The organism is Acinetobacter sp. CWB-G5, from assembly GCF_019209785.1.
GTDB classification, from domain to species: domain Bacteria; phylum Pseudomonadota; class Gammaproteobacteria; order Pseudomonadales; family Moraxellaceae; genus Acinetobacter; species Acinetobacter johnsonii.
This window is the reverse complement of record NZ_JAHUTF010000003.1, coordinates 244,521-267,426: the sequence shown is the minus strand read 5'-3', so window position 1 is coordinate 267,426 and position 22,906 is coordinate 244,521. Positions and strand designations below refer to the sequence as shown.

The window sequence follows — 22,906 nt, the reverse complement described above, 5'->3', positions numbered from 1 at the left end:
AGGGATGCCACCGTTAGGCTGTGGTATAGGGATGTACTATCAGCCTAACAAAGAGTTTTGCCTACTTTTGCTCTTTCAAAAGTAGGGTCATGCCTACACAGGGGCTTTAAATTTATATTGTTATTTGTGGCTATGAGTGATTAAGCTGCTGAATATCACGAGTTCGCACAGTTTAAAGTAGTTTTTTCAAATTATGAATATCGTTCTCTTAGACCCGCGACAAACCGAATCTGAACTCTGGTCCATTAGCGCTAAGCGTCAGCTTGAACATTTGCATCGTCATTTAGAGCTTAAAGTCGGTGATACTTTAAAAGTCGGGATACAAAACGGAAAGCGTCATCTTACGCAAGTGGTTGATGTTTCCGAAACAGCTGTACGCTTAAAACCCTTATATGAAGAACCTGTACCAGCCAAACTACCCGTGACTTTAATTGTCGCGATGCCACGCCCTAAAGTTCTGCGTCGTTTGATGATGGATGCGGTGACTTTAGGGGTTGAAAAAATCATTTTGTTGCACAGCTATCGAGTCGATAAAAGTTATTGGCAAACCCCGTTCTTACAACAGTTGGATCAATATGTGACTTTGGGGCTAGAGCAGGCAGGCGATACGGTTGCCCCGAAAATTGAAATTTATAAACGCTTTAAGCCTTTTGTTGAAGATCAATTGCCAAGTCTGATTTCAGCCGATTGTCCTGCTTATGTGGCACATCCTTATAGCGATGCCAAAATGCCTTTTGCGATTCAGCATCCCTGTACGGTTGTGATCGGACCGGAAGGTGGATTTATCCCTTACGAAGTTGACCTACTTGTAAAAAACGGCTGCCAAGTGATGAGCTTAGGCAACCGTATTATTCGGACTGAAACCGTGATCCCTTATGTTTTAGGACGCTTATTTAGCAGCTGAAGTTTCTGTCGGGTAGCTGTCATTTTTTGCGACGCGAACTTCTTGAACTGGGTAAGGAATAGAAATCCCTTGCTCAGCAAAGGCCTGAACCACATATTCTTGTACTGAACTGATCGAGCCAGATACCGTGGTTTCTGTGGTGTTGACCCACCATTGGACTTTGAGGTTCACTGAAAAGTCTGCAAGTGCAGCGACGTTCACGCTAAAACCGGGTTGACTTAAAATGGTCGTATCTCGGTCTAAAATGCCCAGTACAATATCTTTGGCTTTTTTGATGTCATCTTCATAACCTATACCAACTAAGAATTCACAGCGACGACGTGGATAGGCGGTGTTGACGGTGACCGCACTGGTATATACAGTCGCATTTGGGATCACGATACGGCGGCCATCTGGTGCACGTAAGTAAGTGGCACGAATTTGAATATCTTCAACATTACCTTCCATACCAGATACGATGATGTCATCGCCAATCTTAAACGGTTCACCCAGTAAAATCAGGATTCCTGAAAGTAGGTTTTGGAAGATATCTTTAAATGCAAAACCAATGGCAACAGAACCAATCCCCAAAGCACTCATCAACTGACCGGGTGTGAAACCTGGAATTGCAATCACCATGGCAATCAGGAAGCCAATAAAGACGATGGCTGAACTGCCGACACGATTCAGGACTAGAACAAGGTTTTGCTTGGTATAAGAACGATCAGACAGTGCTTTACGAACAAAAAGCTTAAACAGTTTTGAGAGCAAATAAAAAATGACGAAGGTAATCAGTGCAATACAAAAATAAGGCATACGCTCCCAAAAACCATCGATAAATTTGTCGATGGTGGAATAGGCATCATTATATTTTGCAGTATGTGCAATCACACTTTGCGTGGTTTTTGCTGTTGCGTCATGTAGCATCTCTGACGTACCTTGAGCAACCTCGCTCAAGCTATGATTTTGTTCTGACACTGGTGCTCCAATCGCTGAAAATTTGGCATATTTTGCCTGAAAAATGTGTGCGTTTAATAGAGAAATACGCATGAAATTATCGCATTCTGGGTGATTGATAGACGGATAAAAACCCATATTTAGGTTTTTTAAACGCTTGAGTTTTGAATTGAAGGCACTAAGTCATGCTCCTATGTATGAAATAGCACAGCCTGAAGTGTAACAATATGCTTAAAAAAGCCTAGCTGGAGCGACTTTATTGAGTTCGGCTTTGTTCATGTTACGGATTAAACACAGGATCTTGTTGAAAGATCACTATAAAATGTGTTTTAAATTGTAGAAATAATATACGACCAAAGCCGTGTTGATCTGTTTAAAAAACAATCGTCATACTGTGGTTATACAGTCCAATAATAAACCAATAACTGTGGCATGAACTCTCGCGATGAGAGTCAGAATATAAGGAAGTATGATATGAAAGAAGTCTATCCTGTACCTGCTGAATTTGAAAAAACTGCGCGCACCAATGAACAAGAATATTTTGAACGTTATCAAAAATCGATAGAACAACCTGATGAATATTGGGCTGAACAAGCTTTGAAACTCGATTGGATCAAGCCTTTTAGTCAAGTTAAAAACACCAGTTATGATAAAGATAATTTTAAAATTGAATGGTTTGCCGATGGTCAGTTAAACCTAAGTGCCAACTGTCTTGATCGTCATTTGAAAGAGCATCCGTATAAACCCGCCATTATTTGGGAAGGTGACCATCCGTCACGCCATAAAATCATTTCCTTTGCTGAACTGTATGACGAAGTGTGTCGTTTTGCCAATGTCCTAAAAAAGCATGGTGTGGTGAAAGGCGATCGTGTGGTGCTGTATATGCCCATGATTTCAGAAGCAGCCATTTCGATGTTGGCCTGTGCCCGAATCGGTGCCGTGCATTGTGTGGTGTTTGGTGGTTTCTCGCCTGATTCATTGGCAAGCCGAATTGATGACAGTCAAGCCAAAATTGTGATTACCGCAGACTCTGGAATGCGCGGGGGGAAACCGATTCCGCTGAAAGAAAATGTAGACGCAGCATTGAATCTACCCGGGACAGACTCAGTACAGAACGTGATTGTGGTGCACCGTACAGGCAATCCAATCACGCTGAAAGAAGAGCGTGATTTGTGGTATCACATGGAGATCATGACCGTCAACGAGATTTGTCCACCTGAACCGATGAATGCCGAAGATCCCCTATTTATTTTATATACCTCAGGTTCAACGGGTAAGCCCAAAGGGGTGCTGCATACCACAGGCGGTTATTTAACTTATGTGAATAGTACCTTCCGTGAAGTGTTCGACTTAAAACAAGATGATGTTTTTTGGTGTACCGCCGATGTGGGCTGGATTACAGGGCACTCTTATGTGCTGTATGGCCCCTTGTCGAATGGAACCACAACGGTGATGTTTGAAGGAATCCCACAGTATCCAAGTTGGGCACGTACAGGGCATATTGTCGACAAACACAATGTGACGATTTTATACACGGCACCGACAGCGATCCGCGCCATGATGCGTGAAGGGGATGCCTTTGTCCGTGAGAGTGATCGTAGCAGTTTGCGTTTAATTGGTTCCGTCGGAGAGCCGATCAACCCTGAAGCATGGAATTGGTACTACACAGTGGTGGGGGAAAGCCGTTGCCCAGTGGTGGATACTTGGTGGCAAACTGAAACAGGCGGGATTTTAATTTCTCCACTTCCGGGTGCGACACCACTTAAACCAGGGTCTGCAACGCGTCCTTTATTTGGGATTCAACCCGCTTTGGTTGATGCTGAAGGCAAAGAGTTAGAAGGTGAGGCCGAAGGCAATCTGGTGATTAAGGATTCATGGCCGGGACAAATGCGAACCATTTGGGGGGATCCTGAGCGGTTTATCGAAGCGTATTTTGCAACTTATCCGGGAACGTATTTCACGGGCGATGGTGCACGCCGTGATAAAGATGGTTACTACTGGATCACAGGTCGAGTCGATGATGTACTAAATGTGTCAGGGCACCGCTTAGGCACGGCCGAAGTGGAAAGTGCTTTGGTGGCACATGAGGCGGTGGCTGAGGCTGCCGTAGTAGGAATGCCACATGACATCAAAGGGCAAGGAATTTGTTCCTTTGTCACTTTACAAGCGGGCACTGCACAAACGGAAGAACTCCGTGCAGAGCTGATTCAGTGGGTACGAAAGGTACTCGGTCCAGTGGCGACACCAGATGCCTTACATTGGGCACCATCTTTACCGAAAACACGTTCAGGTAAAATTATGCGCCGTATTTTAAGAAAAATTGCGGCGAACGAGTTAGATAGTTTGGGCGATACATCGACACTGGCTGAACCGCAAGTGGTCGAAGTGTTGATTAAAGAAGTATATCCAAACGGATAAATGTTGGCTGCAGCCAAAAAGCCCATGTCTTAAATTTTAGACATGGGCTTTGTCTTTGTGAACGAAGAGCTATTAAAGTGTTTAGTTTTTATGTTTGGAGAATTTATAGCCTTGATCGCAAAGGGCAGTTAAGACCACAAATAAACCTGCTAGCGCTAAAATTAGAATCACGCCTGTCGTCGAATGGGTTGGTGAAGCCGCCACCAATGACAAGGCACCTAAAGGTGCTAAGCCCCCTGCAATTGCTGTTCCAATTTCGCGGCCTGTACTCACTCCAGTAGAACGGTTTTCCACGGCAAACTGACGACTGAGGAAAGATCCCTGTGGTGCGAACATCATTGGAGCAAGAATACCTGTCCCAATCGCTAAAGCGATGTAAATTGAAGTATTGTTCCCTGTTTCCAGTAACTTCATAAAAGGATAGGCAAACAGGATTGAGAGAAAACCACCTAAGATCAGAACATTTCTACTATTCCATTTGTCACACAACCAACCGAAGAATGGTACAGTGAAGATGGCAACCAAACTTGCAATGGTCACGGATAATGAAGTGACATGTGCCGTAACACCTTGGAATTGAGTTAAATAAGCCAAAGAGAAGGTTTTAAAGATATAGCTCAAGGCGTTATAGCCAATTGCAATCAGAAAGACCACGCTTAGACCTTTCATATTGGTTTTTAAGATCTGCTTGAACGGGTTTTCCTTGGATTTTTCGACATGTGCCTCAGCATAATCTGGGGTTTCAGGTAAGCTTTTACGCACCCATAAACCAATAATCACCAGCACAAAACTGAGAATAAACGGAATACGCCAGCCGCCATTAATCAAGAACTCATCACCATTTAAGGTTAATAAGAAGACCGTAAGTGAAGAGAGTAGGAGTCCTAGGTTTAGACCTAGGGCAGGCCATGCACCTTGACTACCGCGTTTATCTTCAGAGGCATGTTCATACGAGGTAATTGCAGCCCCTGCAAATTCAGCCCCAGCACCTAGACCTTGAATAATACGGAAAGTCACCAACAGTACTGCTGCCCAGATGCCGATAGATTCATAGGTTGGAATAAGGCCAATAGCTGTAGTGCACAGTCCCATCAATAAGAAGGTGACAAACAGCATCTTTTTACGGCCATATTTGTCACCAAAATAACCAAAGAACAGCCCCCCTAGAGGGCGTGCGATAAAGCCAATGGCAAAAGTCGCAAAGGCTTTCAAACTGGCACTGCCTGGGTCTGAAGTGTCAAAAAACACTTTAGCAAAGACAATTGAGGCCATGGTGGCATACAGATAGAAGTCATACCACTCTAACATGGAGCCGACAATGGTTGCTGTTGCTACTTTTTTGAGTCGCTTCTTTTTTTCTAATTCTGTTTCATGAGTATTGCTCATTTGATATTCCTTTATGAGAGTCAGTTTTTTATTAGTGGTGAGACATGACTTCGCGCACAATATATTCGGCAATCGCTAAAGATGAGGTCGCGCCCGGAGATGGGGCATTACGAATATGGGTGATATTGCCTTGTTTGCGAATGACAAAGTCATCGACCAATGAGCCATCAGCTTCCATAGCTTGAGCTCGAATGCCACGTGTTGCAGGTTCAACAGAGACGTCAGCAAGAGATGGGACATATTTGGCTGCTTCTGCGACAAAATTGGTTTGGCTGAGCACCGTTCTCAGCTCTCGTACTGCTGCGGGCATGTTTTTAGAGGAGAATTTCCAAAAACCTTTGTAAGTGAGGAAGTCGTAAATATCGGTGAGGTTAAATTTATTACCGGTATAGTTTTCACGGCCAAACGAAATAAACGCATTTGGTCCAATGGTCATCTGACCATCAATTCGTTTGGTGAAATGCACCCCTAAAAATGGATATTTAGGATCGGGTACAGGATAAATCAGACCTTTGACATGATTTTTGAATTGTTCATCAATCACATAGTATTGACCAAAGAATGGGACAATTTTTGGCGTGGCAATATCGCCTGAATTGCTCGCAAGTCGGTCAGACTGTAAACCTGCACAGGTTACGACGTAGTCAAACTGGGCTGGATAGACCTCATGATCATCAAAATGTACGCTGACTTTATTATTTTTTTCCGTCAAATTAATGACTTTTCGACCCAATACCAAGGTGCCATTTTTCTGTTTAATTTCTTCTGCCATTTTTTTCGCAATTGCACCATAGCTGACAATTGCGGTACGTGGGGAATAGAGGGCTTTGGTCCCAATACAATTCGGCTCGACGTCTTGAATTTCGCCAGCTTGAAGAATACGGACATCGGGAACTTGGTTGGCCATCGATTTTTTGTAGATTGCATCGAGACGACCTTCTTCATCTTTAGTGAGTGCCACCACGACCTTGCCACATTCATCATAGGGAATTTGGTTTTCAGTACAGTATTGTTGAACCAGTGTCGCACCACGACGGCATAAGCGGGCTTTTAAGCCCCCTGGTTCATAATATAGTCCAGCATGTACTACACCTGAATTATGGCTAGATTGATGCATGGCAACATCAGTTTCTTTTTCAAATACCGTGACACGGGCATCTGGATAGTCCAACAGAAGTTGGCGGGCAACAGCCAATCCATTGATTCCCCCCCCGATGATGGCATAATGTTTATTCAGCATATTGATTCCCTTTGTAAAACCTCATGAAACTGATCCAAAAACCAAAAACATTAACTGAAGAAGCTTTTGAAATTTTGCAGGATGCAATTATCAATAATCACTTACAGTTCAATGTCTTGTACTCAGCAACAGAATTGGGTCAGATGCTTGGCGGCATTTCACGCACACCTGTACGTGAAGCAGCACAAATGCTTGAAAAGATTGGTATTGTGAAAATTGAGAAAAATAAAGGGATACGTATTATTCCGACAACATTCACCACAATGATTGAATCCTTTCAAATCCGATTGATGCTGGAGGTTCCTCTGGTCTACCGTGCAACTAAGGTCAGAACAGAGCAAGATATTGAACATTTGAATGCTATTTTTGAGGAGTTCAAACTGAAGGCGGCCTCAAATGACATTACAGGGACTCTAAAAGCTGACCGGGATTACCATTTAGCGTTATTACAAATCGTGGGCAATCAGAAAGCGATTGATATTATTAGCAATACCCGTAACCAAGTGTTAATCGCGGGTTCTGCAACCATTCCGCATTCGCGAAATTGTATGCAGACCTTTGATGACCATTTAAAGTTACATCATGCATTTGTGAGTGGAGATGCTCAACAAGCCGCTAACTTGATGAAAGCTCACATAATAAATACCGCTACGCTACTGATAAACCAAGAATCGGAAAAACGTGAAAACTGGTCAGATTACAGTACCAATGACTATCTCAACTGGATCTAAAATTGATAGTAGCATGTTGCATGCAACATGTAAATTTTGAACAATCTCTCCTGTGCGGAAATTTTATACGACTTTAGTCGTAGTTTTTGGCAGCGATTATTGATGTGAAATATGAAGCTCAACCCTTAGAGATTTGAACTGAGAAGAGTCGAAAAGGGGGATGAGTATCGGTAAGTTGATTGATGCTTAATATTGAAATTATACGTATATCATTTTGATAAATAACATTTTTAAAATACAGAAAACGCCTGAGTTAGGCGCTTTTGTACAGCTGTAATGTCAAAAAACGCAGTTTAACGCTGATGGATGCTTTCTAATGTATCCACCATCGTCCGTGTCATCTGATCAATTTCATAATTGACCGCATCGCCGACTTGTACCGATGCCCATGTCGTTAAACGCAAAGTTTCAGGAATCAAATCAACTGAAATTTCATGGCTGTTACGATCAACACGGTTGACGGTGAGGCTACAACCATTCAGACCAATAAAGCCTTTTAAGAAAAAGTATTTGATATTGCCCTCGGGTATGTGGAGATCCACATGTAGAGTCTCGCCGTGACGGCTCAGCTGCTTTACTGTAGCCGTTCCTTCGATATGTCCATACAAGTTGTGTCCCCCATTTTCCATCCCGACTTTGGCTGAACGTTCGATATTCACCTCATCGCCTGTCTGTAAAGCCCCTAAAGTGGTCAGGCGTCGAGTCAAATCTGAGACATCAAAATGGACTTGGTTGGCGGTCAGATCGATGTGCGTTGCAGTTAAGCAGGTGCCGTTAATGGCTACACTTGCACCGATGAAGACATCGTGAAAAAAGTTGTGTGTATTTGAAACCACAAGGGTGCTAAAACCGTCGCCTTGACGGACATCTAAAATTTTCTCTAAGCCTTGTACGATACCTGTGTACATCAGAAGTCTTCCTAATTCGGGGTTTATGTTTAATGTAAATGATCTATCACTTGATGTGGCATTATTTTGAGTTGAGGTGTGCTAAAGCTGTATCTTTGATTGGATTTCGACGCCAATAATAGGGCCGTAAAAATCGGAGCAACAGACGTAAGGGCGTCATCCATACGATTCGACTATGGCGACGTTTATTCTCTAAAATACGTTGGGCTAAATAGCGGCAGACCACCTCAGGAGGATCGATAATAAACAAAAAAAGCCGTTTCATTTTGTTCCAGTGCTGAACATTGCCATTTTGCCAAGAGGATACCAGTAGGTCAGTTGCTACCATTCCGGGACTAAGCGTACCGACTTGAATGTGGGTCTGTTTGGTTTCTTTAAACAGGGCTTGACTAAAGTACCCTACGGCACGTTTGGTGGTGGCATAGGCGGTCATGCCTGCACTCCATTCGCCTCGAGTACCCCAACCTTCCATATTCAAAATTTGACCATAGCCTTGTGCTAGCATGCCGTTTAAGGCCACTTGTGAGCCGAACATACTGCCTAGAATATTGGTTTGCACCACAGTCTGTATGTCTGCTGCTGCGAGATCTTTAAAGTCTAGTGTCGCAGTACAACTACCTGCATTATTAATCCAAATCTGAACAGCACCAAATTGTTGAATGGCTTCATCCCAAAGCGTTTGTACTTCATGGATCTGCGTGACATCACAAGTGACGGCATGAATCAGCGCAGCGGGAAAGCGATGCTGTAGCTGTTGCAGGGTGCGCTGCAAATCTGTGCTATTTCGACCAGAAATCACAACGGCTTGTTGTTGTTCTAAAAAGGCTTGAGCTAAACCCAAGCCGATACCTTTAGAACTGCCTGTAATGACGATGCAACCTGATTTTGAATTCATATGGATCCTTTACTTTGTGAACTAAAGGAAGTCGCTTGTTGACTGTGAAGCATACAATAACAAATGGATAGACTGATCATTGCAAGGTTCATAACCACAGGATTAAAAGCACGAATAAGACTGTCTGGTATTAGAAAAGCGACCAGTGCGAATAAAAACACTAAGCTGCAAATACTGAGGTAATGCAGATATTTACTGGAATTAAAAAGTAAAAATAAAGCAAAAACACACTCAAGCACACCTGAGCCCTGACCTGCCAGTTGGGCCTGTGTGTAGGAAAGCCCAAAAGTTTGCCAAATGGCAATCTCATCGGGATTGATAAAAAGGATTTTAGGAATTAGACCTTGATAGCTCCATAAAAAGGCCAAAGAGAGATTAATGAATTTAGAGGGTTGGCTGTTGTTCATATAAAGAGGATATTTTTTACTTTGTGCGGATTATACACCAATAAAAAAACCCTCAAGCCGAGCCTTGAGGGAAGAATAGAGTCACCTATCATTATTATTTTTTAGTTCGTGTCTGCTGCCTACCGAGCTAAGCAGATTTGGCAGTCTCAACGGATTGCTGCTGAGCTTCCAACTCACGAACCAATGGCAACACTTTGGCACCGAAGTATTCAACCTCTTCGATAAAATGTAAAAAACCTGAAAGGATTAAATCCACACCAACGGCTTTTAATTCGACAATACGTTCGGCAATTTGGCGTGGTGTACCAATCAAATTGGTTTTAAAGCCATCATTGTATTGAACCAAATCTTCAAAGGTCGATTTGGCCCAGTTGCCTTCACCTTCCAGTGTTGCAGCACCCGCCTCACGGGTGGCCTCGCCAAAGGCATGTACCGCTTGAATATTGGCTTTATCAATAATTTCTTGCAGAACCGTTTTCGCTTCTTCCTCTGTATCTCGGGCAATGATGAAAGCATTGACCCCAATTTTGACCTGATGGCCATTCTGTTGGGCTTTTGCACGAATATCATCAATCTGTTTTTTGAGCTCCGCAGGGGTATTGCCATTGGTAAAATACCAGTCTGAAACTCGTGCAGCCATATCCCGTGCAGCACGTGAACTGCCGCCTTGGAAAATTTCAATATGCGGCTTTTGCACAGGTTTGGGGGACAAGGTGTAGTTTTTGAACTGGTAGTACTTTCCATCAAAACTATAGTTGTCTTGGGTCCAAACACCTTTTAATGCACGAATAAACTCTTCCGAGCGAGCATAGCGTTGGTCATGTTCAGGCCATGCTTCACCAATGGCATCAAATTCACCGCGGAACCAACCACTAACCACATTAATTGCAATACGTCCTTGGGTTAAGTGGTCGATGGTTGCAAGCTGTTTTGCGGCAAGCACGGGTTTCCACGGGCCAGGTAAAATGGCGGCTATGACTTTGAGTTTGCTGGTTTTGGCTAAAATACCGTGACTAAAACTGACCGACTCATGTTGGTTTTCTGCATTATAACCCGCAGTAAAACGAATCTGAGTTAGAGCATAGTCAAAGCCATTTTTTTCCGCAGCCTGCGCTAAACGAACGTTATAGTCATAACTCCAGTCTGTGCGCTGCTCAATATTACTCACCACTAAGCCACCGCTGACATTGGGAACCCAATAAGCAAACGTAATATTTTTATTCTGTTGTGACATGTGAAAACCCTCTCAATGCTTTTTGCGTTAAGCGACCTGTGGTTTGGCTTTTTTCTGATGCAAGCGAGACTCGGCTGCATCTAAATTCGGAACCGCTGCTGAAGGCAGTACATCGTCTTGTTCGATTTGCGTGTTGATACCCAAGTTCTGATTGGCAAGTTGGGTTTTTTCTTTCACTACTTCTGCACGCTGACCTTTGGCAGGTGCCCATTCTAAGATGGGTAAAGCACGGGCCACAGCAAGAGTAATGCGATCTCGCAATAATTCACTGTGGATGGTATACGCGGGGGTAAAGTCTTTGTCTGTGGCATAGACCCCAATAGGTAAAGTTTGCGCTTGGAAGAAACTGAATAGTGGGCGAAGTTGATGCTCCAGTACCAGGGCATGACGCTCACTGCCGCCTGAGGCTGCAAGCAGTACCGGTACATCGACCAGCGCCGTTTGCTCAACAAAGTCGAAAAAGTGTTTGAATAAACCAGTAAATGAAGCACGGTAAACTGGTGTTCCAACAATCAAAGCATCGGCAGCTTCGACCGCGGCTAAGTCATCTTGCACACGTTGTGGCAGTTGGTTGCGGTAAATCGCGCCACCGAGTAAATGGCCAATTTCGCTGAATTTAATGAAATGTACATTGGTTGGGGTTGCATCGCCCAGTTCATTTAATATTTCTTGTACCAATGCCTCAGTTTTAGACGGAGTATTTAAACCGCCTGACACAGCGACAATATTGAGTGGTTTTTGCAGTAAAGTAGACATAAGGACAGCCCTAAAGTGTTGTATCTCGGAATGGGCTTATTTATCTAATATCTGCATTTGGTCTGTAAAATAAAGAAATAGCGTTAAGTTATCTGATTTTCAGATATATCTGTTGATGCTGAAAAAGACTATCTAAATTTTTATTAAATGGTTGTATTTTTTATATATATTTAAAATAAATAACCTTTTTCGATGTGCTGATAAATTTTATATCAAAATGTGATTAGTTATTTATATTTCAAGATCGACTTGGAATTGAGGCTATTTTCCTGCCTAAAGCGTGATAAAGTGAAAAAAAGTTAGACTTTGCATATCCTTATCGGCACTTGTATGGTTAGAATAGTCAAGACTAGTGCACTCGAAATCTCTCGTTGCTTATGAATATATTAATCGTTGATGACCATCCGCTGTTTCGCCATGCGTTAATCCAAGCTGTTCGTTATAGCTTACCGCAAGCTCAAATTCATGAAACAGCCGCAGTAAACGAGTTTTATGAACGCCTTGAAAAAGGTCCTGAACCTGATTTGGTGCTATTGGACTTAAACTTACCAGGTGCTTCAGGTTTTTCTGCATTGGTACACGTTCGTGCCCAGTATCCATCATTACCGATTATTGTCGTTTCAGCACATGAAGAGACTTCAATCATTCAGCGTTCAATTGCGCATGGTGCGATGGGGTATATTCCAAAGTCGGCACATCCAAGTCATATTGGCGAAGCAATTCGCGAAGTCTTAGATGGTGAAATTTGGTTGCCGCCAAATTTACCCGCTAACATGAACTTTGACCCACGTGCTGCCGATGAAACTGCACTGGCTGAGCGCATTCAATCCTTAACACCGCAGCAGTTCCGTGTTTTGATGATGGTGGCAGAAGGTTTGCTGAATAAGCAGATTGCCTATGAACTCGATGTTTCAGAAGCGACTATTAAAGCACACGTGACTGCGATTTTCCGTAAGCTCGGGGTACAAAACCGAACTCAAGCGGTCCTTGCGATCAATGCTTTAAATATTGAAGAAAAACGCATGTAAGCTGATCTATTGAATTAAAAAAGCGCTGAATCATCAGCGCTTTTTTTCGGTCTTAAGTTTAAGCCAAGCAGTTTTGTTTGCTAGTGACATCGGTACAAAATAAAGGATTTAAAGCACATTGCAAGTCATCAATTTGCTCTTCAGAGACATAGCCCTGTTGTTTCAAATAAGCGGCAACACGGTCATCACGCAGACTTAAAAAGGCCGCATCATACACGCCAAGATCGACAAATAAAGCCGCCGTTTCTAAGCTATTGAAACGGTCTAAGTAGATTTCGTTGTCATACATGAGGAAAATATGGTCTTGTGTTCCTTGCGCATCAATACTTAAGCGATCCGCCAAGACTTGCGGTGGTGTTTTAATAAAGAGCAGATCCGACAATTGGTCAAACTGGGTGGTGTCGAGTTGATCCTGATCGGTTTTGACTTTACCGAGCCATGCTTTAAACACCAATACTGCGCCGCCGCGAAGGAGCATACTCCAAATTTGATGGCGTACATCTACACTGAGTGCACTGGATTCAGTTTCCAATGCCAGCAAGAACGGGTCTTCTTGTTGTTGAAGTTTTTCAAATAGACCTAAGCCGTGCGGTTGGTACGCCGCAGGTCGAAACACATCAAAGTCGAGTTGTTCAAACAGTTGTAATGCGAGGGGAATAGCGGTGTGATACAGCGTATCTAAGGCCTGAACATGAGTCTCGTTGAGCCTACTTTGTTTAAAGAGTTCGACCCAGTCAATACTGGGTAAAAAGGCATTGGCACTATACTGGCGCAAAAATTGTTGTGACTGATCTGAGCCATGTGGCATTGCTTTAGAAATGTTCATCATAAAACTCCAAGAGAAGGATGATCAGTTTCTTCAGCGAAGGAAGGGGTATATAGGTAGAAAAACTGATCTTTTCTTAGTCCTAGTTATCTGCCAATCCCCTGTGGAGATGAATACGACTAAAGTCGTAGTTTGCGTTTTTATGTATATTTAGTTTAAATAAAACAAATACTTGAAAAATTGTAACTAAGTATACAAGTGTTCACTAATGTAACTGGTGTATTTTGCCATAGTAAAAATAGATGTGTAATTTTTAGCCAATATTGTTGGGCTTTAACGTGCTGGAAATGAGCACTTTGGTCGAAACCTTTAAAACTTTAGTCAGTTTGCAGTATATATAGAGCCCAAAAAAGACAAAACCCAAGTCAGGTAACTTGGGTTTTGTGAGCGAATGTAGTGAATTTATTCAGGATTTGAAATTTTTAAACCCGATAACCATGCTCGTAAAGAAGCAGGTTTTAACGGCTTTTTCAACAGCACGATATTCATATCTTTGACCCGTTGTGGCAGTTCAGGATCTGAGTCTGCGGTAATCAAAGCGACGGGGACATTTTCTTGACGATTGGCTAAAATAAAGTCCAAACCAATTTTTTCATGATTTAAGTGCTGATCGACCAACCAGACCTGAATGTTTTCTTGCTGAATCATTTCAAAAGCTTGCTCAGGCTCGGTTGCTTTAAACACTTGATAGCCCCATTTGGTCAGTAAAGTCGACATACCTTCTAAAATGGTTTCGTCATTGTCCAAGCACAAAATCTTATAGGCTTTGGTTTTGAGAGGAACTGCTTGTACAGGCGCTGCCACGACTTTTGGTGGGTCAATGATTGGTACTTCAATCATAAAGCATGACCCTTTGCCATACTCTGAATAGACATGCACTGGGTAATCGAGCAGGCTGGTCATCCGTTGTACGATGGCTAAGCCCAAGCCAAGCCCTTGCTCACCCCACGGTGAGGTATGGCCACAGCGTTCAAACTCTTGGAATAGTTTGATTCGTTGTTCTTCTGCAATCCCGGGTCCAGTATCCCACACCCCAATCCGAATATGGCGTGGTTTGTCCGTGGAGCGGAGTACACCCACCACCACTTTGCCTTTGGCAGTGTAGCGTAGGGCATTACTGACAAAGTTTTGAATAATACGGCGAATCCATTGTGGGTCGGTATCTATCCAGAACTGAGCATCATGTACGCTGAAACGAATACCGCGCTGTGCGGCAATGGATTTAAACTGCAATTCAAGGTCGCTGAGTAAATCATGCAGCGGATAAGCCTGACGGTTGGGTTGAATGGTGCCACCTTCCAGACGGGCAATATCCAGTAGGGCAGACAACATACTTTCTGCACCGTGTAAGGCACGATCAAGCTGTTGTAAGGTTTTACGGTCTTCTTCACTTTGTACGCTTTGTTCTAAAGCCGTACTGAACAGACGCGCAGCATGCATCGGTTGCAATAAGTCATGACTGGCCGCGGCAATAAAGCGGCTTTTCGACATATTGGCTTTGTCGGCTTGTTCACGTGCCAGTTGTTGTTCAGTCAATGCATCTGCTAGCTGTTGAGTTCGGTCTTGGACACGTGCCTCCAGCATGGCTTCATTTTCACGGAAGGCGGTAATGTCGGCAAAGGTGGTGACAAAGCCACCACCTTCAATTGGGTTGCCGCGCATTTGAATGACACGACCATCCTTACGAATGCGTTCAAATTCATGTGCGCTACCGACTTGCATCCAGTGCATCCGTTTCCGTACATGTTCTTCAACCGAACCTGGGCCACATTCGCCGCGCTCTGCGTTATACCGAATCAAATCCGAAATCGGACAACCGACATAGACAATGTCTTTTGGATAATCAAACAGTTTTAAATATTGGTTATTCCATGCCACCAAACACATATTTTCATCGACCACACTCACCCCTTGGGTCATGTGGTCAATCATGGTCATGATCAGGTTTTGATTAAAACGTTGCCACTGTGAGGCTTGGTCTAGAATGTTTGCCACTTGCCCCAAAGCGAGGCCATTGTTGACCATTGCGGTGGTGAGCAGGGTACGCGCCGATGCAGCACCAATAGTGCCTGCCAAATATTGTTCGGTAAAACGCCACCACATGCCGTTGGCATTGCTGTTTTCATTCAGCACTACATTGTTCTGGGCACAGAACTGTTGGAAAGCGCGCATAGTTGCGCCATCACCAGTAATCCGTTTGGCTAAGGTGATTAAATCACCAACTTTTAAACGTGCAACATCGTGATGAATGTAGTTGATGTCTGTAGACGTGCTCTGTGTCGGCAGTGGCTTAGTTTCATAATAGAAAAAGCTTTCTGCTTGAATTTGTTCGGCCACGCTGGGGCGGAAAACGCGGGAAATCCAAATGTATAAAATAATATTCAGACCGAGTGCCCATACCACCCCATGAGTGAGTGCGGCAAAGGATTCAAAACCGAGCAGGGCTTCAGGACGTAACCAGTTAATGCCCATGGGCCCGACATTAAGAAAACTTTCGGTAAAGTGTGAATATTCAGCAGGCAAACTGCGCAGCACAGTCGGTAACAACAGGGTGTAGGCCCACATGCCAAAACCAGCCAATAAACCTGCATAGACGCCTTGTTTACTGCCGCCACGCCAGTATAGACCACCAATGAGGGCAGGTGAGAACTGAGCCACCGCACTAAAGGCCAACAAGCCAAAGACTGAAAGTTGGTCAATGTCATTAAAAAAATGGAAGAACAAAAAGCCCAGTAGCATGACGGCTAAAATACAGACCCGGCGGGTAAATTTAAGCACCAAGGGTAAGCGTTTATCATGGCGGGACAGTAAATTGGTACGCCATAAGGCAGGCATGATCAAGTCATTACTGAGCATGATCGACAGGGCCACTGAAGACACCAACAGCATACCCGTAGAGGCAGAGAAGCCGCCTAGAAAGGCCAATAGGGTTAACCAGTCTTGGCCATAACTTAAAGGTAAAGACAAAACTGCGACATCGGGGATCGCTAAGTAACCTGGCGTTGCATGCAGCGCCCAACTGGCAATCGGAATAATGGCAATGATGGTTAAAACTAAATAAACTGCGAACCATCGCCGTGCTCCACGAATATGCTTTTCATCACGCAATTCGACCACAGCGACGTGGAACTGACGCGGTAAGCAAATGATCGCGAGTCCAGCCAACAAGGTTTGAATCCAAAATGTATCGGGTACACCAATGAGTTGTACTTGATGGAAAGTCTCTGCAACATCCTTAGAGATTTGATGGATGTTTTCAGGTGCAGCAAACACGAAAAAGAGCGCGACACACAGCAAAGCAAACAGTTTGACAAAAGACTCGAAGGCAACCGCCAACATCAGACCGCCATGCTGTTCTGTATTGGCAATCTGTCTGGTCCCGAAAATCATGGCTAAAATGGCCAAAATACCAGTGAGGAATAGCACGCCGTTGGTGGTTGAGGCGATGCTGCCTGCGGTAGGTTCTAAAATCACCGCGGCACTGAGTGCAATGGCACGTAGCTGCAGGGCTAAGTAAGGAATAATCGCAATGACGGCGAGGATAGTCACCATTGAGGCCAAAGGCCCACTTTTACCATAGCGTGCAGCGACAAAATCGGCAATCGATGAAATAGCATGGTGCTGACGGACGCGGCCTAAACGACGCCAAATGTCATAGCCCAGTGCGACGAAAAGTAGTGGGCCAAGGTAGATCGGCAGAAAGATAATGCCTTCACGAACTGCTGCACCTGTTGCGCCATAAAAGGTCCAAGATGAACAGTAGACCCCTAAAGTTAAACTAAACAATAGCATGCGCCCACGCGTGCTCAGACGGCTGGCGTGTTTCTCACCAAAAAAAGCGCAGATAAAGAGTAAGACGATATAGAGGGCCAATACCCCGATAATGAGCCAGCTGTTCATTTTACCTAAAGTTTTTCCTTCATCTCGGCCATCATAGCGCATCTGGGATAGAGGCTGCTGAGCTTGTTTAAAATTTACAGACCAAAGTCTAAATTACAACCAATACAGAAGCTTGCTACTTTAGCAAATGTAATAATTCGAATTAAAAAATTGTATCTACGGTTGGATACAGACAGGAGTATGGTTATGGATGAGAGACAAGTAGAACAGATTCTACAAAATCCCAAATTCAAGGAAATGGTTAGTCGTAAAAGTAAACTGAGCTGGACACTGACAACTATTATGTTGGTTGTATACGTTGGTTTCATGTTGTTGGTCGGCTACAACAAAGAATTTTTAATGACTTCAGTCAGTGGTGGGGTGACCACGATTGGAATGCCATTGGGTCTAAGCATTATTGTATTGTCTTTTGTTTTGTGTGGTGTGTATTCGTATATCTCGAATAACAAGCTCGACGCATTAAATGAAGAAGCAATGCGTGAAGTCGAAGCCATTGCGCAAGAGAAAGGACAGCACTAATGAAATGGAATTCATTGAAAGCGCTTACAGTCGCTGCTATCGCACTGTTGACTTCGAGCCTAGCACTTGCAGGCCCAGATTTGGGTGAGGCTCAACAACAAGCGACAAACTGGCATGCAATTATCATGTTCGGTATCTTTGTCGGATTTACTTTGCTCATCACCAAATGGGCAGCAAAACAAACCACCAACACTGCTGACTTCTACACAGCAGGTGGCGGGATTTCAGGTTTCCAAAATGGTTTAGCGATTGCGGGTGACTATATGTCCGCAGCGTCATTCTTGGGAATTTCCGCAATGGTTTTCAGTTCAGGCTTCGACGGCTTGCTGTATTCATTGGGTTTCATGGTTGGTTGGCCAATCGTATTGTTCTTGGTGGCTGAACGTCTACGTAACTTAGGTAAGTTCAACTTATCTGACGTAGTGTCATTCCGTTTAGCGGAAAAACCAGTGCGTACGCTTGCAGCAGTGAGTTCATTGGTTGTCGTTGCATTCTATCTGATCGCTCAGATGGTGGGTGCAGGTCAGTTGATCAAACTCTTATTTGGTTTGAACTACAACATTGCTGTAGTGATTGTCGGCCTTCTGATGATGGCTTACGTGATCTTCGGTGGGATGTTGGCAACGACTTGGGTACAGATTATTAAAGCTGTGATGCTTTTGTCTGGCGCGACATTCATGGCTTTCATGGTGATGAAAGGCGTGGGCTTCAGCTTCTCTGAAATGTTCACCCAGTCAATTCAAGTTTTCTCTAAAGTACATGACATTTCTTTAGCAGAAGCGGGCAATATCATGGGCCCAGGTAAACTTGCAGCGAACCCAATTGATGCCATTTCTTTAGGTTTGGCTTTAATGTTCGGTACAGCGGGTTTACCACACATCTTAATGCGTTTCTTTACCGTTAAAGATGCTAAAGAAGCACGTAAATCAGTGGTTGTTGCAACAGGTTTCATTGGTTACTTCTACCTTCTAACCTTCATCATTGGTTTTGGTGCGATCCTTTATGTATCGAACAACCCGCAGTTCCTTGATGTCGCGAAAATGGCAGTAACTGGCAAGCTAGAGCTTGTTGGTGGTAACAACATGGCAGCGGTTCACTTGTCTGATGCATTGGGCGGTGACTTGTTCATGGGCTTCATTTCAGCAGTGGCGTTCGCAACGATTCTTGCTGTTGTTGCAGGTCTGACCTTGTCAGGTGCTTCAGCAATTTCGCATGACTTGTACGCAAACGTATTCAAGAAAGGTCAAACGACTCCTGAATCTGAACTTCGTATGTCTAAAATCGCGACTTTAGGTCTTGCTATTTTTGCGATGATTTTAGGGATTCTGTTCGAGAAACAAAACGTTGCCTTCATGGTAGGTTTAGCATTCTCTGTAGCTGCATGTGCGAACTTCCCAGTGCTTGTACTGTCAATGTTCTGGAAAGGTTTAACCACGCGTGGTGCGGTGATTGGTGGTGTAGTGGGTCTAGCGACTGCAGTAGTACTTATTGTCTTGTCTAAAGCCGTTTGGGTAGATACATTCGCAATCTCTGAAACGCCAGTAAATCCATTCAATGGTCCAGCGATCTTTGCAATGCCATTGGCGTTCTTCTGCTGCTGGTTGTTCTCTGTGACTGATAACTCAGCACGTGCACAAGCAGAACGTAAAGCATTTGATGCGCAGTATGTACGTTCACAAACAGGTATTGGTATCTCAGGCGCTTCAGATCACTAATCTGAACCTGAACTAAAAAAAGCCCCATTGATTGGGGCTTTTTTTATGGTGTTGAATATCGAAACCATGTTGGTATGGAATACTGAAAGACCTAGATCGTGACATTCACTACTCAAGCAGTACACAAATTGTTGGGCAAAATGAATCGACTGACACGAATAAAAAGCATCGGTTTCAGTGGCTATTCGTGCTAAGTTTAAAAGCGAGAACAAGAACCAATCAAACTTGGCTTTAAAAACAACAGGCTGCATATGCAAGTATTTGTCGAATTTTGGAAAGGCTTCCGTTTACTGCCATCAGCATGGTTACTGCTGTTGCAATTTATTATGCTGATTTTGGCGCTGTTGAGCGGTCATAGTTTGTCCTTACGTGTATTGGTTTGGGGCTTAGGTGTTTTGGTCCTGTTACTCATTGCCAAGGTCATTCGCCAAACCCCCGTGTTCACCATTCTCGGCTTGAGCTTTGTTGGTGGGGCATTGTTCTTTTCGTTACTGATTTTGCTCGGTGCGCGAGATCCAATGCTTTTGGTGATTAGTCATGCCTTTGAAGCGATGGCCTATTTTATTGCGGCCTATGGCTTGCTGCGCTATATGTTTGCAGACCGTTATTTGACCAAAGATGAGCTATTTGCTGCAGGGGCAGTGTTTACCCTTATTGCATGGGGTTTTGCCTTTTTATATAGCATTTGCCAGATTTTAGAACCCAATAGCTTTTTAAATCCCAATGTGGCGGGCGCACAGTCATGGCTCGATTTACTTTTTTTAAGCTTTAGTTTGCAGTCGGCGACAGGTTTGTCCGATTTAATGCCATTAACACCGCTGGCTCGTATGATTGCAATGTTGCAGATGTTTTGTGGGGTGATGTATTTGGCTTTAGTCGTTTCACGCTTGATTGCCTTGCAGTATATTCAGCATCGGCCCAATGATCATAAAGAAAATTAAACTGTTACAGGATTCGCACTGCCTTATTTTCCAACATAAATTATGATGGAACAGAATCGTTAAATTTTAAGCTATTCATTCTTCACTCTTTATTAGACTCGTCTAATTAACCATTTTGGTTATATCTTTGTACTAAAAATAATTTTCTGGGGGAATTATGCCTTCCATAAAGCCATCGCTGTTTGCAAACATCAAACGGAATGTATTTCTCAGCACTGTCCTGATTCTAGTGCTTTTTCTGGCCTTGATTCTTTTTGACCCAAGTGGTTTTGAGGCTTTAACCAAACATTTAAATCAATGGATTATTGATTCATTTAGCTGGTTTTATGTTTTATCTGTCGCGTTATTTCTGATCTTGCTGATCTTTATTGCGCTCTCCGATATGGGGAAAATCAAACTCGGTCCTGATCATAGTCTGCCTGAATATAGCAGTAGCTCTTGGTTCGCCATGCTGTTTACCGCAGGGATGGGGATTGGTTTGATGTTCTTCGGTGTCGCTGAACCAGTGATGCATTATGTCAACCCGCCCACGGGCGATGGGCAAACCGTAGATGCCGCACAACAAGCAATGCGGATCACCTTTTTCCACTGGGGATTACATGCATGGGCCATTTATGCGCTTGTGGGATTGTCACTGGCCTATTTCTCTTTCCGACATAATTTGCCTTTAAAAGTTCGCTCTGCTTTATATCCTTTGGTGGGCAAAAAAATCTATGGTGCAACGGGAGATGCGGTTGATACCTTTGCAACTTTAGGCACTATTTTCGGGGTTGCGACCACACTTGGTTTTGGGGTGACCCAAATTAATTCGGGACTGAATTATCTTTTTGGCATTCAGCAAAGTATTGGCATTCAGGTCGGGCTAATCATTTTTGTCACTTTTTTAGCTTCGCTCTCAGTCGGTTTTGGTTTGGACAAAGGCATTAAACGGCTGTCTGAATTGAACTTGGTGCTGGCAGTGGTTTTACTGTTATTTGTGTTTTTTGCCAGTTCTTCCATTTATATCTTACAAACCAGTATTCAAAATGCAGGGCAATATGTATCTAATCTGTTCACGATGACCTTCAACCTGTATGCCTACCAACCCAATGGTTGGATTGGTGGTTGGACCATTATGTATTGGGCCTGGTGGATTTCGTGGTCGCCTTTTGTGGGAATGTTTATTGCCCGAGTGTCTAAAGGTCGAACCATTCGCGAGTTCATTGTCGGAGTATTGTTCATTCCTACAGGTTTTACTCTGATATGGATGGGCTTCATGGGGAATGCAGCGCTGTTCAGTATTATTCAAGATGGGCACACTTCTTTAATCTCAGCGGTACAACAAGATTCATCCGTCGCACTGTTTGAATTTTTGACCCATTTACCTTTCTCTCAAATATCGAGCCTGATTGCGACCGTTCTGGTGGTGCTATTCTTTGTGACTTCTGCCGACTCAGGCTCATTGGTGATTGATTACTTAACTGCTGAAACAGAAAATTCACCTTTATGGCAACGGCTATTTTGGACCATTTTGATTGCGTTACTGTCGATTATCTTACTGATGGCAGGCGGACTTTCAGCCTTACAATCGGCCACAATTATGAGTGCCTTGCCCTTTACTTTGATTATGTTACTGGTCTGTTGGGGCTTACTGAAAGCACTGCGTTTGGATGTCACCAAAATGCGTGCACTACAAGATGCGCGAATTACGCCACGTGCGATTCAAAATCCACGCAGTTGGCAACAGCGTCTAGGTCTGATTATGCATTATCCACATACTCAGTCTGAGGTCGAAGAGTTCATTGGCCAACAGGTACAACATGCATTTTCAGCGGTACAAAAGGAATTTCAGCGCCGTCAGCTAGACGTGACCATTCAACCGATTGAGCATGGCTTGCAGTTACGCGTAGATCACCATAATGAAATTAATTTTATCTATCAGGTGGTTGCCCGTGAAACTCAGCCACCTAGTTTTATGGCAGATAGACTCGAAGAACAGCAGTTTTATCAAGCTGAAGTTTTCTTAAGAGAAGGTGGGCAAAATTATGATGTGATGGATTGGACTTTAGATGATCTATTACAAGATATTATTGACCAATATGAGCGTCATTTACATTTCTTAAATTTAGTCAGAGCCACAAACTAAAAAAAGGACGCTTTAAGCGTCCTTTTTTTGTATTCAG

18 protein-coding genes are annotated in these 22,906 nt (G+C 43.6%); 8 read left to right on the top strand and 10 right to left on the bottom strand.

The genetic code is table 11. From position 1 onward, the window contains the following. Window positions 1–193: 193 nt before the first annotated feature. The gene (locus KVY11_RS08110; protein ID WP_218288623.1) at window positions 194–904 is read left to right on the top strand and encodes a 16S rRNA (uracil(1498)-N(3))-methyltransferase; all 711 of its coding nucleotides are present in this window, start codon (window positions 194–196) and stop codon (window positions 902–904) included. Here KVY11_RS08110 and KVY11_RS08105 read toward each other — a convergent pair. After that, window positions 890–1,861, bottom strand: coding sequence for a mechanosensitive ion channel family protein (locus KVY11_RS08105; protein WP_159128620.1), 972 nt, complete (start codon window positions 1,859–1,861; stop codon window positions 890–892). The genes KVY11_RS08110 and KVY11_RS08105 overlap by 15 nt on opposite strands. A gap of 453 nt (window positions 1,862–2,314) precedes the next feature. Here KVY11_RS08105 and acs point away from each other — a divergent pair, with 453 nt between their 5' ends. Continuing rightward, on the top strand, window positions 2,315–4,258 hold the full coding sequence (gene acs / locus KVY11_RS08100) for an acetate--CoA ligase (protein ID WP_168158718.1): 1,944 nt from the start codon (window positions 2,315–2,317) through the stop codon (window positions 4,256–4,258). Between the two features lie 81 nt (window positions 4,259–4,339). On the opposite strand, the gene KVY11_RS08095 is transcribed toward acs, so the two are convergent. Both KVY11_RS08095 and lhgO read right to left on the bottom strand, forming a co-directional pair. After that, a complete protein-coding gene (locus KVY11_RS08095) occupies window positions 4,340–5,644 on the bottom strand; it encodes an MFS transporter (protein ID WP_159128618.1) in 1,305 nt (434 codons plus the stop codon). Window positions 5,645–5,675: 31 nt separating this feature from the next. Continuing rightward, complete coding sequence (gene lhgO / locus KVY11_RS08090; protein ID WP_218288622.1) at window positions 5,676–6,884, bottom strand: L-2-hydroxyglutarate oxidase; 1,209 nt, start codon at window positions 6,882–6,884, stop codon at window positions 5,676–5,678. A 23-nt stretch (window positions 6,885–6,907) separates the two neighbouring features. Between lhgO and KVY11_RS08085 the strand changes: the two genes are divergently transcribed. Further along, window positions 6,908–7,615 (top strand): GntR family transcriptional regulator, encoded by a 708-nt coding sequence (locus KVY11_RS08085; RefSeq protein WP_159128616.1) that lies wholly within the window; start codon window positions 6,908–6,910, stop codon window positions 7,613–7,615. Window positions 7,616–7,908: 293 nt separating this feature from the next. On the opposite strand, the gene KVY11_RS08080 is transcribed toward KVY11_RS08085, so the two are convergent. The 5 genes from KVY11_RS08080 to msuE all read right to left on the bottom strand — a co-directional run bounded on the left by KVY11_RS08080 (window position 7,909) and on the right by msuE (window position 11,815). Continuing rightward, window positions 7,909–8,523: a riboflavin synthase gene (locus tag KVY11_RS08080; protein ID WP_004978236.1), complete on the bottom strand. Its 615-nt coding sequence runs from the start codon at window positions 8,521–8,523 to the stop codon at window positions 7,909–7,911. Between the two features lie 61 nt (window positions 8,524–8,584). Beyond that, on the bottom strand, window positions 8,585–9,418 hold the full coding sequence (locus KVY11_RS08075; RefSeq protein WP_218288621.1) for an SDR family oxidoreductase: 834 nt from the start codon (window positions 9,416–9,418) through the stop codon (window positions 8,585–8,587). Then, on the bottom strand, window positions 9,415–9,825 hold the full coding sequence (locus KVY11_RS08070; RefSeq protein ID WP_218288620.1) for a DoxX-like family protein: 411 nt from the start codon (window positions 9,823–9,825) through the stop codon (window positions 9,415–9,417). Before KVY11_RS08070 ends, KVY11_RS08075 begins: the two co-directional genes overlap by 4 nt. A gap of 127 nt (window positions 9,826–9,952) precedes the next feature. After that, on the bottom strand, window positions 9,953–11,059 hold the full coding sequence (gene sfnG, locus KVY11_RS08065; protein ID WP_218288619.1) for a dimethylsulfone monooxygenase SfnG: 1,107 nt from the start codon (window positions 11,057–11,059) through the stop codon (window positions 9,953–9,955). Between the two features lie 27 nt (window positions 11,060–11,086). Further along, window positions 11,087–11,815, bottom strand: a complete 729-nt coding sequence (gene msuE, locus KVY11_RS08060; protein ID WP_218288618.1) for an FMN reductase — start codon at window positions 11,813–11,815, stop codon at window positions 11,087–11,089. A 377-nt stretch (window positions 11,816–12,192) separates the two neighbouring features. Between msuE and KVY11_RS08055 the strand changes: the two genes are divergently transcribed. Beyond that, window positions 12,193–12,843, top strand: coding sequence for a response regulator transcription factor (locus tag KVY11_RS08055; RefSeq protein WP_004691689.1), 651 nt, complete (start codon window positions 12,193–12,195; stop codon window positions 12,841–12,843). 58 nt (window positions 12,844–12,901) lie between these two features. On the opposite strand, the gene KVY11_RS08050 is transcribed toward KVY11_RS08055, so the two are convergent. Then, window positions 12,902–13,669: a hypothetical protein gene (locus KVY11_RS08050; protein ID WP_218288688.1), complete on the bottom strand. Its 768-nt coding sequence runs from the start codon at window positions 13,667–13,669 to the stop codon at window positions 12,902–12,904. Window positions 13,670–14,071: 402 nt separating this feature from the next. Then, a complete protein-coding gene (locus KVY11_RS08045; RefSeq protein ID WP_218288687.1) occupies window positions 14,072–17,569 on the bottom strand; it encodes a PAS domain-containing hybrid sensor histidine kinase/response regulator in 3,498 nt (1,165 codons plus the stop codon). Between the two features lie 186 nt (window positions 17,570–17,755). On the opposite strand from KVY11_RS08045, the gene KVY11_RS08040 reads away from it, so the two are divergent. From KVY11_RS08040 to KVY11_RS08025, 4 genes are all read left to right on the top strand, one after another. Then, entirely contained in the window at window positions 17,756–18,088 is a 333-nt protein-coding gene (locus tag KVY11_RS08040; protein ID WP_004691685.1) for a DUF485 domain-containing protein, read from the top strand. Further along, window positions 18,088–19,803, top strand: a complete 1,716-nt coding sequence (locus KVY11_RS08035) for a cation acetate symporter (RefSeq protein ID WP_168158711.1) — start codon at window positions 18,088–18,090, stop codon at window positions 19,801–19,803. Before KVY11_RS08040 ends, KVY11_RS08035 begins: the two co-directional genes overlap by 1 nt. A gap of 251 nt (window positions 19,804–20,054) precedes the next feature. Continuing rightward, the gene (locus KVY11_RS08030; RefSeq protein WP_004691682.1) at window positions 20,055–20,744 is read left to right on the top strand and encodes an ion channel; all 690 of its coding nucleotides are present in this window, start codon (window positions 20,055–20,057) and stop codon (window positions 20,742–20,744) included. Between the two features lie 157 nt (window positions 20,745–20,901). Beyond that, complete coding sequence (locus KVY11_RS08025; RefSeq protein WP_218288617.1) at window positions 20,902–22,869, top strand: choline BCCT transporter BetT; 1,968 nt, start codon at window positions 20,902–20,904, stop codon at window positions 22,867–22,869. Window positions 22,870–22,906 lie beyond the last annotated feature (37 nt).

Bases quoted from the DNA above. Each gene is read 5' to 3' on its own strand.
- KVY11_RS08035 (WP_168158711.1), top strand. From the start codon at position 18,088: ATGAAATGGAATTCATTGAAAGCGCTTACAGTCGCTGCTATCGCACTG.
- KVY11_RS08110 (WP_218288623.1), top strand. From the start codon at position 194: ATGAATATCGTTCTCTTAGACCCGCGACAAACCGAATCTGAACTCTGG.
- KVY11_RS08050 (WP_218288688.1), bottom strand. From the start codon at position 13,669: ATGAACATTTCTAAAGCAATGCCACATGGCTCAGATCAGTCACAACAA.
- lhgO (WP_218288622.1), bottom strand. From the start codon at position 6,884: ATGCTGAATAAACATTATGCCATCATCGGGGGGGGAATCAATGGATTG.
- sfnG (WP_218288619.1), bottom strand. From the start codon at position 11,059: ATGTCACAACAGAATAAAAATATTACGTTTGCTTATTGGGTTCCCAAT.
- KVY11_RS08055 (WP_004691689.1), top strand. From the start codon at position 12,193: ATGAATATATTAATCGTTGATGACCATCCGCTGTTTCGCCATGCGTTA.
- KVY11_RS08040 (WP_004691685.1), top strand. From the start codon at position 17,756: ATGGATGAGAGACAAGTAGAACAGATTCTACAAAATCCCAAATTCAAG.
- KVY11_RS08045 (WP_218288687.1), bottom strand. From the start codon at position 17,569: ATGAACAGCTGGCTCATTATCGGGGTATTGGCCCTCTATATCGTCTTA.
- KVY11_RS08080 (WP_004978236.1), bottom strand. From the start codon at position 8,523: ATGTACACAGGTATCGTACAAGGCTTAGAGAAAATTTTAGATGTCCGT.
- KVY11_RS08070 (WP_218288620.1), bottom strand. From the start codon at position 9,825: ATGAACAACAGCCAACCCTCTAAATTCATTAATCTCTCTTTGGCCTTT.
- msuE (WP_218288618.1), bottom strand. From the start codon at position 11,815: ATGTCTACTTTACTGCAAAAACCACTCAATATTGTCGCTGTGTCAGGC.
- KVY11_RS08095 (WP_159128618.1), bottom strand. From the start codon at position 5,644: ATGAGCAATACTCATGAAACAGAATTAGAAAAAAAGAAGCGACTCAAA.
- acs (WP_168158718.1), top strand. From the start codon at position 2,315: ATGAAAGAAGTCTATCCTGTACCTGCTGAATTTGAAAAAACTGCGCGC.
- KVY11_RS08025 (WP_218288617.1), top strand. From the start codon at position 20,902: ATGCCTTCCATAAAGCCATCGCTGTTTGCAAACATCAAACGGAATGTA.
- KVY11_RS08085 (WP_159128616.1), top strand. From the start codon at position 6,908: ATGAAACTGATCCAAAAACCAAAAACATTAACTGAAGAAGCTTTTGAA.
- KVY11_RS08030 (WP_004691682.1), top strand. From the start codon at position 20,055: ATGCAAGTATTTGTCGAATTTTGGAAAGGCTTCCGTTTACTGCCATCA.
- KVY11_RS08075 (WP_218288621.1), bottom strand. From the start codon at position 9,418: ATGAATTCAAAATCAGGTTGCATCGTCATTACAGGCAGTTCTAAAGGT.